This window comes from Syntrophales bacterium (assembly GCA_035363115.1).
Taxonomy (GTDB): Bacteria; Desulfobacterota; Syntrophia; order Syntrophales; family PHBD01; genus PHBD01.
This window is the reverse complement of the sequence record DAOSEM010000002.1, coordinates 109,853-123,538: the sequence shown is the minus strand read 5'-3', so window position 1 is coordinate 123,538 and position 13,686 is coordinate 109,853. Positions and strand designations below refer to the sequence as shown.

Sequence of the window (13,686 nt, the reverse complement as noted above, 5' to 3'; positions counted from 1 at the left end):
GCTGGAGGGAATCGCCATGTCGATGAATTTCATGAAACATAGAAGCATTTTGTCCGGGCTGGCGGCGGCCCTCCTTACGTCCGTCCTGTTCCTGGCGACCGTGGAGACGGCACCGGCGCAGCCGCCACGCCCCGGCCCTCGCGGTCAATGGGAGTACCGGGACATGCGCTATCACCACAACCGGGCCTATCCGTACCGGGGCCGGCATATCCGGGTCCTGCCGCCGCGTCACCGTGTCGTCGTCTATGGCGGCCTGAGCTACTACTTCTCAGACGGCGCCTGGTATCTGCCGTCAGGGCCCAACTTCGTGGTCGTCGCGCCGCCGGTGGGGCTGATCGTTCCCTTCCTGCCGCCCTACCATACGACGGTCTGGGTGGGGAGAACTCCCTACTACTATGCCAACGAGGTGTATTACGTGAACCGCGGGAACGGCTACGTCGTCGTGGCACCGCCGAAGGAAGAGGCCAGCCAGGCGCCGCCGGCGGCAGATGAGCTGTTCGTCTATCCCCGCCAGGGCCAGAGTGAGCAGCAGCAGGCCGACGACCGCTATGCCTGCCATCGCTGGGCCGTCGACCAGACAGGGTTCGATCCGACACAGCCCCCGGGCGCGTCAACCGCGAACAAGGTGCGGAAGGATCGGGCCGATTACCAGCGGGCGATGGCCGCCTGCCTCGACGGCCGCGGCTATACCGTGAAATAGGAAACGGGGCGGATTTCAATTCCGCCCCGCTTCCTCAGAATCGAGAGGGGGACAGAGTTGAAATCCGTCCCCCTCTCGTCAAGTTTGAGCCAAGCCCGCCGCCTTACATTTTTTCGATTGCCACCGCGCAGGCCTTGTATTCGGCGGTCTGCGTAATCGGATCGAAGGCCGGATTCGTGATCCAGTTGGCGCAGGCTTCCCGGAAATGAAAGGCCATCCAGACCATTCCGGAAGGCACCTGCCCCGTTACGTTCGCCCGGACCTTCACATCCCCGCGCCTGGACCGGACACGGATCATCTCCCCGTGGCCGATACCCAGATTCCGCGCGTCCTGCGGGCTGATGTCGGCGGTCTCCTCCCCGAGCAGGTCGTTCAGGCCGGCGCAGCGCCCCGTCTGGGTGCGCGTATGGTAATGGTAGAGGCGCCTGCCCGTGCTGAGAACGAAGGGATACTCGCCGTCGGGCTGCTCCGCCGGGGGCGTCCAGTCGACCGGTGAAAAAACGCCGAGCCCGCAGGTGAAGCATCCGTCATGATGAAGGAATGTCGTCCCGCAGCTCTCCTCGCTCGGGACGGGCCACTGGAGGCCGTCTTCCTCCAGGCGCGCATACTTGATGCCGGCCATGGACGGGGCCAGCGCGGAGAGCTCGTTGTCCCAGATCTCCCGGGCACTGTCCGATTCCCAGGAATGGCCGAACCGCTTGGCCAGCTCCCGGAAGATCCACCAGTTGGGCATGGCGGACCCTGGTGCAGGGCGGACGGTGCGGACGCGGTTCACCCGGCGCTCGCTGCTCGTGAACGTTCCATCGTTCTCGCTCCAGGCCGCCGCCGGCAGGATCACGTGGGCGAACCGGGTCGTCTCAGTGGGAAAGATGTCCTGGCAGACCAGGAACTCCGCCGATTCCAGGCAGTGCTCCACGTGCCGGATGTCCGGCTCCGTATTGGCGAGGTTCTCGCCGAAGATGTAAAAGGCCTTCACGTTTCCGTCCACCAGGCCGTCCATCATCCGGGGAATCATCAGGCCCGGCTTCGCGGGCAGGTCCTCCACGCCCCAGGCTTTTGCGAACTTCGCCCGCGCCTCGGGATTGTCCACCCTCTGGTACCCGGGGAAGACGTTGGGCAGGGCGCCCATGTCGCAGGCCCCCTGGACGTTGTTCTGGCCCCGCAGCGGATTCACGCCGCCGCACTCGAAGCCGACGTTGCCGAGGAGCATCTGGAGGTTCGCGCAGGACAGGACGTTGTTGACCCCGCAGGTGTGCTCTGTGATGCCGAGCGTGTACATGAGCATGGCCGGCTTGACGGAGGCCAGGGTTCGGGCGATCTCGCGGATCCGGTCGGCGGGGATCCCGCTGATCTCCGCGGCACGCTCCGGCGGATACTCCATCACCTTCTCCTTCAGCTCGTCGAAGCCGGTGGTGCAGGAGTTCACGTACTCCTTGTCATAGAGATCCTCCTGGATGAGGACGTGCATCAGGCCGTTGAGGAAGGCCACGTCCGAGCCGACCCGGATCGGAGCGTGGATCTTCGCGAAATCGCACAGCGGCGTTCTTCTCGGGTCGACGACGATGAGCTGGGCGCCGCCCGTGACGGCCTCCTTGACGAAGGTCGCCGCGACGGGATGGGCCTCCGTCATGTTCGACCCGATGATGAACATCATCTTCGCCTTGGCGAAGTGGGAAAAGGAGTTCGTCATGGCACCGGAACCGAATGCAGTCGCCAGACCGGCGACGGTGGGGGCGTGTCAGGTTCGGGCGCAGTGGTCTATGTTGTTCGTCTTGAACACCGCCCGGAAGAGCTTCTGCATCTGGTAGGAGTCCTCGTTGAGGCTGCGGGCGCAGCTCACCCCGGCAACGCTGTCCGGTCCGTGCTTGGCGATGATCTCTTTCAGGCGGTCGGCGACGAGATCGAGCGCCTCGTCCCAGGAGGCCTCTCGGAAGCCCTCTCCCTCGCGAATCAGGGGCGTCGTGAGCCGCTCCTTCGAGTAGATGAAGTCGTACCCGAAGCGACCCTTGACGCAGAGGCGACCGTGATTCGGCTCCGCCTCCTCCACGCCGGTCGCCTTGACGATCCGGCCGTCCCTGACATGAAGGTGAATCTGGCAGCCTACGCCGCAGTAGGGGCAGGTCGTGCGGATTTTCTCCGTTTCCCAGGGTCGGCCCAGCCCCGTGGCCTTCTTCTCCGTCAGCGCCCCGACCGGGCAGACCTGCACGCACTGGCCGCACATCACGCACTCGCTCTCGTGATAGGGCATGTCCCCGCCGGTGACGATCTTGCTCCTGGCGCCGCGATAGCCGAGGCTGATCGCCCGGTTGACGACGACCTCGTTGCAGGCCTGGACGCAGCGTCCGCAGAGGATACACCTGCTGAAATCACGCACGATGAAGGGATTCTCATCCTCCACGGGGTACCGCTCCTCGGATCGGGGGAATTTCAGTTCCCGGATCCCGTAGCGATAGGCAAGATCCTGGAGCCGGCAGTTTCCGTTGGCCTCGCAGACCAGGCAGTCATGATGACCGCTGGCCAGGAGGAGCTCCACGACCAGCTTTCTGGCGCCGTGAACACGCTCGGTGTCCGTCTGGACCTCCATGCCCCGCGTCACCGGTGTCGAGCAGGACGCCATGAGGGTGCGGGCTCCGGCCACCTCCACGAGACATACCCGACAGGCCCCCGTGGGGGCATTTTGCTTGAGAAAGCAGAGAGTTGGGATTTCGACACCGTTATCCCGGGCTGCATCCAGGATGGACTGGCCCGGAGTAAACGTCGCCTCTCTCCCGTTTAGCGTGAATGAATTCATACAGGACCTCCCTTACGGACATCTATGCTATTTTTAACCTAACTATGCCATATTCTTTGCGTTTTATTACAAGGTGGCGGGAGGAATGTCAAGGAAGGGAACAGGAGGGAACGGGGTCGATCCCGCTCTCGTTTGCGAAGGCAGGGCTATGCACCGGATCATTCCGCCAAGGAGCGGAGCGTCCTCTCAACAGAACCGGTAATCCACCGCACGGATGCCCGCGGGAGACCGGCCGATGATGTCAGCGGATGAAGGTGGTCCTGTCCGCGGCCGCCTTTCGCGGTGTCTGAAGCGTTTCCCCGGACGGAAGCCCCAGGCAGATCAGTGCCAGGGGAAGCCTGGACGGCCCGATCCCCAGGATCTCCGCCAGGACCGCCCGGTCGAAGAGGGTGAACCAGAGGCTTCCCAGGCCAAGGGCGTGCGCCGCCAGCAGCATGTTCTGGATCGCCGCGGCGCAGGCATGCTGGTAGACCGTTTCCGTCCCCTCGTGAAACTTGTGGGCTCCCGTCTTTTCCGGGTCGCCGATGACCGCGACGAGGACCGGCGCCTGGAGCAGAAAATCGGCCCTGTACCGGTCGATCCAGGACCAGCCGCTTTTTTCGTACAGCGCCTTTTTCACGGCCAGTGATTCATCGTGGATCCTTCTCTTGACGTCCGGACTGGTGATCACGACGAATTCCCACGGCTGGTTGTTGGCCGGCGACGGCGCCCGAACCGCCGCATCCAGAATCTGCATGATCTTGTCCTCGGGGATGGGATCCGGCAGAAACTGGCGGCAGCTTCTGCGTCCCCGGATGGCCTCAAATACGTCCATACCGCACCTCCCGGAAAGTATTCATGGTATCTGCGATCCTTCAACCCGCCTCCGCCCCCGTGGCTCCCGTCACTGGGAATTGCCCGTCAACTGAAACGACGCCCAGTAGAACGGATGGGGGTGCCTCTTCATGGCGTTCCGTTGGGCCTGCCTCAGGGCCTCTCCCTTGTCCGTCTTGAGGATCCGGCCGTAAAAATCCAGCATCAGGTCCTTCGTCGCCCGGTCGTCCACCTTCCAGAGCGTGGAGACAATGGAGCCGGCCCCGGCATAGAGAAAGCCCCGGGTGAAACCGACGACATCATCGCCCTTCGTGATCTTCCCCAGGGCCGTCTCGCAGGCGCTGAGCGTCACCAGGTCCGCATTCAGGTTGAGGTTGTACAGATCCCGCGCCCGGAGCCAGCCGCTCCCTGCATCGTCCCCGGCCAGGAGCAGCGCCGAGCCGAGCGGATCGTCCGGATCGAAGACGCCGTGGGCGGCGAAATGGATCATGTCGAACTGCCCGGCGCGGCCGGTGAGGACGGATGCCTTTGCCCGTTCGCGCAGAAGGAGGGTGGCGCCGGGCATGAGCCGGGCGATGGCCCTGGCCTCCTCCTGGGCATACTTCAGATCGTACTTGGGGTCCCCCAGATCGGGATTGCCCATGACAAGAACCACCGGCCGCGCCGCCCGGGGCCTGCTGCGAATGAACCGGAGAATGCCGGCGGTCTGCAGGATCCGGATGCCCGCCCGGTCGACGAGGTATTCCCGGCCTGAGTGCAGTGCGCTGAAGGGCAGGTAGTGCAGCGGCCCGTGGGGAACGACGGTCAGCCGCGACCCCTCCAGCAGGCCGGACACCGGCTGGATCAGCTTCCGGTAGAGATTCTGCGAGCGGGCCAGGTAATCGCGGGAGGCCGGGTTGGTCAGCGCCGATCGGAAGTCCCGGACGTCCTTTTCCAGGTCGGGCTTGCCCAGTCCTTTGACGGCGATGCCGTCCCGCTTCAGGACAAAGACGAACCACTCCCCGCCGGCCTCGTAATATTCGACTAGCGCTTCGTCCCGCGCAAGCCGGTCCCGGATCTCGCCAAGCGGGGTCCCCGTAACGGCCACGAGAGAAGTGAATTCCGGGGCCTGGGAGGCCAGGTCCTTCTTCAGGGAGACGGCGATCCCACGGGTTCGTGCCGTGTCGTTTCCACCCGCGGGATCCGCCACGACACCGAGATCCCGCTCGGCCCGGGCAAGCTCCCGGTAGGAGGTGCCGACCTGCTCCGCGCTCCCGGTGCGGGGCCGGATGTCCTGGGAGGCCAGGAGGTCCACCAGTGCCCTGCCCTTGGCGCGCTCCACGTATTCAAACGCCTCGGCGGGACGATTCCCGGCCACGAGGAGCGTGACCAGCTCCTGGTAAACGGCCTGCTTGTCGCCGACGTACCCGATCCGCCCGGCCTCCGACCGGATGGATGACCGCTGCTTCTCGATCACCTCGACGGCCTCCCGGAGCATCGCCTCGGCCTCCCGGTCCTGTCCACCGGCGCGGGCGATCTTTGCGCGGTCCAGGAGGACCGGCCAGTACAGCCCCCCGACCTGCTTGATCTGGGGATGCCTCAGAAGCTGGTCGTATCCCTCCCCGGCCTCCCGGATCCGTCCCGTTTCATAGAGGCACTTGGTCAGGATGAAAAACTTCGGGAGTTCCTGGAAGGTCTGGTCGTAGAAAACCGTGGCCGGACCGAACGCTTTGGCCGCCGGGTCCTGGATCGCCGCCAGGGCCTCCCGGTACTGCCGCTTCGCCATGTAGACCCGGGCGATGGCGATGTGCTGCTCCGGCCCCAGGATGCCCTGCCCCATTTCCTTGCGCTTGAGGACATCGAGGCAGCGATCCGCTTCGGCGAAGCGGTTCAGGTTGGCCTGCGCGACGCCGAGGATGCCGTTTATGTCGATGAGCTGGGAGGTGTAAAAGCCGTTGGACCGCGAGCCGATCCGCTCCAGGACGGCATGGGCCTCCGAGGCCGCCTTCACCGCCTTCTCGAAGTCGCCCTGATCCAGGTATGCGAAGCCGCGCATGATCCCCGGATACGGGGCGAGATTTGCGCCGTAGATCTCGGCGTCGCCGCCGGCGATCCTGCGCTCCATCAGGTCCACCGTCGTGAGCAGGCGTTCGTAGTCCCGGACTTCATAGTAGGCCGCGCTCAGTAGATAGAGGCGGAACGAGGACACCTCCATCTTCGCATCCAGCTCCCCCTGGAGCATCCGGATTGCCTCGTGATGCTTCTTCTTCTGCATGAGGGAGCTGACCTCGATGTCCCGGCCAAGGGCGCCGCAGCCGCAGAGCATCACAACAACGAGGAGCCAGAGTACTCCGGTGGCGATTTTTCTCATCGTTCCTCCTTCGGCGGTCAAGAGTCTGCATCCGATGTCCCGTACGGCCCGGTTTCCTGCTCCCGGCACGGGGAAACCTTGCGATCCATTCCTTTTCCGGTACGGGACGGTCACAGAAGCTCCGCCCAGACAAAGGAGAACACGGAAGGAACCGTCCCCGCCAGGGCACGATCGGGCAGGTTCAGGTATCTCGCCTCCATATCCTCCGACGTGAGGTTCTCCAGGATCCTGTAGCCCCTCTTCTCCAGGAAAGATTCGATCTCCCCGTCCCGCAAGGCGAAACAGGCCGGTTCTTCGGGATAGCTCGATTTCATGTTATCCTTCAATTTCTGCACCCGGTCGCTCCCCTGTTTTTCGGGAGAGCGGGACGCATAGTCGAAACAGACGGTGCTCCCCGGGTACGAATGATCCCTGATCGCCTTGAGCGTGTTGTTGATGGCCTTCCCGGGAAGGTAATACGTGACCCCCTCCCAGACGAAGAGCGCTTCCAGGCCCGGATCGAATCCCGCCTTGCTGAGTTTTCCTCCAATGCCGCCGGTCCGGAAGTCGACGGGAACGAACGTGAGCTGCTCCGGGATGGGAATGCGCGCCCGCTCCAGCAGTTTCCGCTTGTGCTCCTGGATCTTCGGCATGTCCATTTCGAAAATCCGCGTTTCCCCGATCAGGTCCCGGAAACGGTAGGGCCGGCTGTCATACCCCGCCCCCAGGAAGACGATCTGCGGAACCCTTGCGGCCAGGGCCAGTTTCACGATGCCGTCGAAGTAAGCCGTCCGCGCGATCAGGAACTCGTACATCCCTGGAGAAACGGAGTTCCGGATGACCCATCCCCTGAGCGCCGGATCCTGGAGAATGATCCTGCGGTCATCGGGCAGGAAGTGCTGCGCCAGGTCATCGGGGCCCCGGATGCCGCTTCTCCTGTCCACCGCCGCCATGGCCCGCAGGAAAACCGTCCCCATCGCGGTCTGTGAAGGCTGATGCTCAACGGCATTCCCGGTTGGATTCGCTTCCGCACGCCTGTTCATAATTCTCCTTTTTTTTCGCTGTCATTCTATTTCGGAACGATAATGATTGCGAAATGCATCTTACAGGGAAACCGGCAGACAGACAACCACTGCATTGCAGCGGGACGGGTTCCCATGGAAGCGGTGAAGCCGGCGGCCCGTTTCGCTTGAAAAGGCTCTGCAAAGCCTTTATAGAAAGACCACGCCGGACGCCGGGAGAACAGGTGTGTGCACGCCTGCCGGCGCCAATTCTGGCGGGGAGGTCGGTTGTGAAACCAAACAAGTGGATGATCATTGGAGTGGCCGCGGTCCTGGTGCTGGGGGGGGCGGCCTGGTTCCTCCTGACCGTGGGCGAGTTCCAGAAGCCCCGGATCGACCTGGACCAGGATGTCAGCCTCGTGGGGAGGCAGAAGGTCCTGGGCATCACCTTCCGCGACTCCGGCAGCGGCCTGAAAAAGGCCGTCGTGACGCTCTCCCAGGGAACCCGGACCCAGGTCATCGCGGCGGAGGATTTCCCCCAGCGGGGAGTCCGCGAGAAAATCCTCTCCCTGCCCCTTGATCCGTGGCACTGGAAGCTTCAGGAGGGCTCGGCGACCCTGACCATCACCGCCACCGACCATTCCCTCTGGGCGAACACGGCCGTCGTCACGAAGCCCGTCAAGGTCGACATCACCCCGCCTCAGATCCTTCTCACCGGCGCCATGAACCACATCAACCCCGGCGGAACCTGCCTCGTGACATACCGGCTGTCCAAGCCGGTCATCATGAGCGGGGTCATGGTGGACCGGCGTTTCTTCCCTGCCTTCACAGCGGATGCCGGAGGCAAGCCGCTGGAGGTCGTCTACTTCGCCCTACCCGTCGGTGCGGCGACCGCCAGGCCCCGCATCCAGGTCGTGGCCCGGGATGCAGCGGGCAACGAGGGTGCGGTCACCCTGCCGGCCCTCATCCTGGAAAAGAAGTTCCGGAGCGACGAGATGTCCCTGGGCGACGCCTTCTTCCAACAGAAGATGCCGGAGTTCCAGGCGGCCATCCCGGAGCTGCGCGGGAAGACCCCGGTCGAGACGTTTGTCTACGTCAATTCCAAGCTGCGCGAGGAAAACGCGAAAACGATCTTCTCCATCTGCCAGCGGTCCGTACCGAAACAGCTGTGGGAAGGCCCTTTCCTCCGCATGAAGGACGCGGCACCGATGGCCCAGTTCGGCGACCACCGCTATTACCGGTACAACGGCCAGTCTTTGGGCGAAAGCACCCACATGGGCGTGGACCTGGCGTCCACCGCCCAGGCCCCGATCGAGGCAGCCAACAGCGGCCTGGTGGTCTTCGCAGGCCCCCTCGGGATTTACGGGAATGCGGTGATCCTCGACCACGGACAGGGGCTGTTCAGCCTCTACGCCCACCTGACAGGCATCCAGGTGAAGAACGGCCAGGAAGTGAAAAAGGGAGGGGTCCTCGGAACGAGCGGCCTGACGGGCCTTGCCGGGGGAGACCATCTCCACTTCTCCATCCTCGTGGCGGGAGAGTTCGTGAACCCGACGGAGTGGTGGGATCCCCACTGGATCAAGGACAACGTGACGGCAAAGTTGGCGGCGACACCGTAGGGAAGGATCAGCCGCTCTTGTTGATGTCCCGGTGGGTCGTGCTGACCAGGTAGCCCTGGTCGGCGAAATGGGCCGCCAGCTCGTTGGCCATGACGACGGAGCGGTGGCGGCCTCCCGTGCATCCCATGGCGACGTTGATGCGGGGCTTCCCCTCCTTCTCGTAGAGGGGGAGGAGGAAGGTGAGGAGCGACAGGAGCTGTTCGAGAAACGCCCGGCTCTCCTCGGATGCCAGCACGTACTCCCGAACCGCCGATACATGGCCGTCCAGGCGCTTGAGGGTCTCCACGAAGTAGGGATTCTGCAGGAACCGCACGTCCAGGACGATATCGGCATCCGCCGGCAGGCCGTAGCGGTACCCGAAAGACTGGACGTGCAGGATGATCCGGCGGGTCGTTGTCGGTGGCAGAAAGGCCCGCTGAACGGCGTCCTTGAGCTGGTGCACGTTCAGGAACGTCGTATCGATCACCGTGTCGGCCATGTCCTTGAGCGCAGTCATTTTCCTGCGCTCCTCCTGGATCCCCTCCATGACGGACCCCTTCATCGCCAGGGGATGCATGCGCCTTGTCTCGCTGAACCGGTGCAGGAGGGCCTCGTTGCCGGCGTCGAGAAACAGCACTTCGATCCGGTATCCCTTTTCCTTCAGGAGTTCGAAAATCTCCGGATACCGCTCCAGGAAACCGGCTTCCCGCAGGTCCATGACCAGGGCCACCTGGGTGATTTCCTTTTCCTCAACAGCCTGAATCTCCAGGAAATCCGGAAGCAGAACCACCGGCAGGTTGTCCACGCAGAAAAAACCGATGTCCTCCAGTGCCCTCAAGGCCGTGCTTTTTCCCGAGCCGGACAGGCCGGTCACGATGACCACACGGGGCCTTTTCATGGTTTCATCCCTCCCGAATCGAGTGAGGCCGCCCAGCCGGCGATCCGGCGGTGCGCCGGCTCCCCTTCCTGTACGGCCAGTTCGCAAAACGGTCGTTCAAGTCCCAGAATCCGGTACGCCTCGCACCGCTCCCCCGTCCCGGACCATTCTCCATCCCGCTCCCCGTCCCGTCGGACCAGGCGGACCACCCCGCCGACGGGAGCCTCTTCCCGGATCCGTACCCCGGGAATAAGGCGGGAGACACGGACAATGCCCCGCCCCGGAACCGCCGCGAGACCGCGGATGCGTCCGGGAGCGCGGCCATAGACGGCCTCCCCGCGACGGGAAAGATCCACGGCGTCATCGGCGACCCATGCTCCACCTTCCCATTCCGCCAGCCGGAGGACCGTCGTCGTCTTTCCCGTTCCATGCTCACCTGTGATCAGGATGCCGATCCCGGACACAACCACCAGGCAGCCGTGGACCCTTCTGATCCCGTCACAATGCTCGCGGACCAGGCCCTTGAAACGGCTTTCCAGGTGGGCTCCCTCCAGGGAGGAAGCCAGCACAGGCATACGAAACCGCCGGGAAAGGCGTATCAGGAAGGGGGGGATTGAAAAAGCGGAAGACAAGAGAAGGCACGGCGCCCCCCCTCGGACAAGAGACCGGAACAGGGATCCCTTGAGCGATTCGGAAAGGCCGGACAACTGAACCAGCCCTTCGGGCTGGAGGATGGGAATGGTCCCCGGGTGGAGCGGCTCACCCCGGGACAGGGGATCGAGCACCCGCAACCGGCCGGTCCGGATTTGCCGGCTTGGGCATTCGATTCCACCGGCATCCTCGATCCCCAGGAGGTTATGGAATGGTTCCGCGAGATCCCGTATGGTCAATGCCGCCATGACCGTCCAGTATTGATGAAGCGGCTTGCTACGGTGCTTCGTCCTTTTCAGCGATGGCCGCCCGCAGTTCCTGCTCGGAACGGGCATCCAGCAGCCGTTTCCGGAACGCCCCGTCTTTGAGCATCCGGGATATTCTGGCGAGCGCCTTCAAATGCAGGCCCGCCGAATTTTCCGGGGCCATCAGGAGAAAAAACAGGTGGACGGACTTGCCGTCCATGGCATTGAAATCAATACCTTTCCGGCTCCGTCCGAAGGCAACGACGAGTTCCTTCATGGAGCCCATCTTTCCATGCGGGATTGCGATGCCGTCCCCGATGCCGGTGCTTCCCAGCTTTTCCCGCTCCAGGAGAATCGACACCATTTCTTCCGGATCACACGACAGGTCACGCAGAAAAACCGACGACAGTTCGGTAAGGACATCGCGCTTCGTCTTTGCCTGAAGCTCTTCGATGACATACCCGGTTTTGATCATATCGAGAATTTTCATGCCACCATCCCCGTGCGCTAACCGTTCGTCTCGATCAGGATGTAATTATCGTCCTCCCTCCGGTAGAGGAGCCTGACGTTTTCCGTGGCGATGTCACGGTAGATCAGGAAGCGGTTTTTCACGGAATCCATCTCCAGGACCGCATCGTCCAGGGACATGGGGCTGAGCACGACCTTCCGGGTTTCCACAACCCGGGAACCGCGGGCCTCGTCCTCGTCGACCGGCTCGACCACCAGCACTCTTTCTTCACTGCGGCCCGCACCGGTCTTGTGGGTTCGGATCTTTTCCTTGTGCCTCTTGAGTTGGCGCTCCACCTTCTCGACGGCGTTGTCGATCGCCGTGTTCATGTCCTTCGCTTCTTCCTTGGCGATTACATTCGCCCCGTCAGCCGAGAGGCTGATCTCCGCGACATGCCGGAATTTCTCGACGGACAACACAACATGGGCCTCTGCCGGGTGATCCAGGTATTTCTGGAGCTTGCCCAGCCGTTCGTCGACGACCTGCTTGAACCAGTCCTCCCCGCCCGTGTTCCTGAAGGTAAGCGTTATCTTCATCGTTCCATCCTCCTACAATCCTTCTCAGGGAGTCCGCCGCCGAGAGGCATCACCCCCCCGACGGCAAAGATGCGCTTTATAGAAATGGGGTTCTGAAATGTCAATCTGTTTTTTGTGTCTTGATGAGCCTTTTTCGCCTGGAAGACGGAAGGATGCCCATCATCTCGCGGTATTTGGCCACGGTCCGTCGGGCGATGGCGATTCCCCCGGCCTCCAGGCGCTGGACGATTTCCTGGTCGCTCAACGGTTTGCGGGGATCCTCCGCCTGGATGAGCTTCCGGATTTCCTCCTTCACGCTCTTGGAGGCGATGTTCTCGCCGGAGGTCCGATGGATGCCGCTGGAAAAGAAATACTTGAGGAGATAGATCCCCCGTGGGGTATGGACGTACTTGTTGGATACGACCCGGCTGATGGTGGACTCGTGCATTCCCACGTCATCGGCCACGTCCCGGAGAACGAGCGGCTTCAGGAAGGACACTCCCTGCTCGAAGAAATCCAGCTGAAACCGGAGGATGCTCTCGGTCACCTTGTAGATGGTGTTCTGCCGCTGCTGGATGCTCTTGATCAGCCACGTGGCGGACTGGATCTTCTCCCGGATGTAGCGGCGGCTCCCCTCGGAGTTTGTGCTGCCGCTGAGGCCCGCCATGACCTCCCGGTAGAAATTGGAGATCCGGAGCCGTGGCAGGCCGTCGTCGTTCAGGACGATCTTGTATTCATCCCCCGCCTTGAAGACGAACACGTCCGGGATGACGGGCTGGGCCTTTTCCTCATTGTAGAGGGCGCCCGGCTTGGGATTCATGTTCATGATAACCAGGATCGCCGCCTCCACGTCCTCGGCGGAGGCCTTCAGTTTCCGGCAGATCTGGTTGTAATTCTTGATTTCCAGTTCCTTCAGGTGATCCCGGATGATCGACTGCACCAGGGGTCCGGCCCGGAGAACCCTGGCCTGGATAAGAAGACACTCCTTCAGGTCGCGGGCTGCAACGCCGGGAGGATCGAAGTCATGAACCTTGCGGAGAACGCCCTCGACAAAGGGCGGCTGCGTCCCCGACTGGGCGGCGATTTCCTCCACCGTCGCGACCAGGTAGCCGTTCATATCGAGGTTCCCCACGATCTGCTCCGCCACGGCCATCTCGCTTTCGTTCATCCGCGAAAGCTTGACCTGCCACATGAGGTGATCCGTCAGCGACGTCTGCGCGGTCAGGAAATTGTCCCAGGCTGGCCCTTCCTCACCGGAGCGGTCGTAGGTGACCCCGACGGATCCGTAGTCCTCAAGATAATTGTCCCAGTCAAACTCGGTCTTGCCGTCTCCCTCGCCGGTCAACTCCTCCGTGTGGTCCGCCAGCTTGATCTCTTCCCCTTCAACCGTCTTGAGATCATCCGATTCGGCCGGGGTTTCCGTCACGCTGTACTCTTCTCCGGTCAGCTCTTCCAGGAGGGGATTTTCCTGCATTTCCTGGTTGATCGCATCCACAAGCTCCAGGCGCGACACCTGCAGCAGCTTGATGGCCTGCTGAAGCTGGGGCGTCATGACCAGTTGCTGGGTCAACTTCAGGTTTTGTTTCAGTTCCAGAGCCATATCGATTGCCTGCGGCCCGCGGTACGGAGGAAAATCCCGTTCCTCCCCACAAACCGCC

11 protein-coding genes are annotated in these 13,686 nt (G+C 62.8%); 2 read left to right on the top strand and 9 right to left on the bottom strand.

The features are described 5' to 3' along the window. Positions 1–31 precede the first annotated feature (31 nt). Complete coding sequence (locus tag PLO63_06025; GenBank protein HOI73691.1) at positions 32–700, top strand: hypothetical protein; 669 nt, start codon at positions 32–34, stop codon at positions 698–700. Between the two features lie 103 nt (positions 701–803). On the opposite strand, the gene fdhF is transcribed toward PLO63_06025, so the two are convergent. The 4 genes from fdhF to PLO63_06005 form a co-directional block, all read right to left on the bottom strand. Continuing rightward, positions 804–3,491 carry a formate dehydrogenase subunit alpha gene (fdhF, locus tag PLO63_06020; protein ID HOI73690.1) on the bottom strand — a complete coding sequence of 896 codons (2,688 nt, stop codon included), beginning with the start codon at positions 3,489–3,491 and terminating at the stop codon, positions 804–806. A gap of 241 nt (positions 3,492–3,732) precedes the next feature. Beyond that, positions 3,733–4,305 carry a nitroreductase family protein gene (locus tag PLO63_06015; GenBank protein ID HOI73689.1) on the bottom strand — a complete coding sequence of 191 codons (573 nt, stop codon included), beginning with the start codon at positions 4,303–4,305 and terminating at the stop codon, positions 3,733–3,735. Positions 4,306–4,374: 69 nt separating this feature from the next. Next, positions 4,375–6,654: a CHAT domain-containing protein gene (locus PLO63_06010; GenBank protein HOI73688.1), complete on the bottom strand. Its 2,280-nt coding sequence runs from the start codon at positions 6,652–6,654 to the stop codon at positions 4,375–4,377. A gap of 110 nt (positions 6,655–6,764) precedes the next feature. Continuing rightward, complete coding sequence (locus PLO63_06005) at positions 6,765–7,676, bottom strand: SAM-dependent methyltransferase (protein HOI73687.1); 912 nt, start codon at positions 7,674–7,676, stop codon at positions 6,765–6,767. 248 nt (positions 7,677–7,924) lie between these two features. Between PLO63_06005 and PLO63_06000 the strand changes: the two genes are divergently transcribed. After that, positions 7,925–9,253 carry a M23 family metallopeptidase gene (locus PLO63_06000; GenBank protein HOI73686.1) on the top strand — a complete coding sequence of 443 codons (1,329 nt, stop codon included), beginning with the start codon at positions 7,925–7,927 and terminating at the stop codon, positions 9,251–9,253. Positions 9,254–9,260: 7 nt separating this feature from the next. Here the strand turns inward: PLO63_06000 and rapZ are convergent, their stop codons facing one another. From rapZ to rpoN, 5 genes are all read right to left on the bottom strand, one after another. After that, positions 9,261–10,130, bottom strand: coding sequence for an RNase adapter RapZ (rapZ, locus tag PLO63_05995; protein ID HOI73685.1), 870 nt, complete (start codon positions 10,128–10,130; stop codon positions 9,261–9,263). Beyond that, entirely contained in the window at positions 10,127–10,684 is a 558-nt protein-coding gene (locus PLO63_05990; protein HOI73684.1) for a hypothetical protein, read from the bottom strand. The genes rapZ and PLO63_05990 overlap by 4 nt, the downstream gene beginning before the upstream one ends. A gap of 352 nt (positions 10,685–11,036) precedes the next feature. Then, on the bottom strand, positions 11,037–11,495 hold the full coding sequence (locus tag PLO63_05985) for a PTS sugar transporter subunit IIA (protein ID HOI73683.1): 459 nt from the start codon (positions 11,493–11,495) through the stop codon (positions 11,037–11,039). Positions 11,496–11,512: 17 nt separating this feature from the next. Further along, the gene (gene raiA / locus PLO63_05980; protein HOI73682.1) at positions 11,513–12,049 is read right to left on the bottom strand and encodes a ribosome-associated translation inhibitor RaiA; all 537 of its coding nucleotides are present in this window, start codon (positions 12,047–12,049) and stop codon (positions 11,513–11,515) included. A 100-nt stretch (positions 12,050–12,149) separates the two neighbouring features. Further along, positions 12,150–13,628 (bottom strand): RNA polymerase factor sigma-54, encoded by a 1,479-nt coding sequence (rpoN, locus tag PLO63_05975; GenBank protein ID HOI73681.1) that lies wholly within the window; start codon positions 13,626–13,628, stop codon positions 12,150–12,152. Positions 13,629–13,686: the final 58 nt, after the last annotated feature.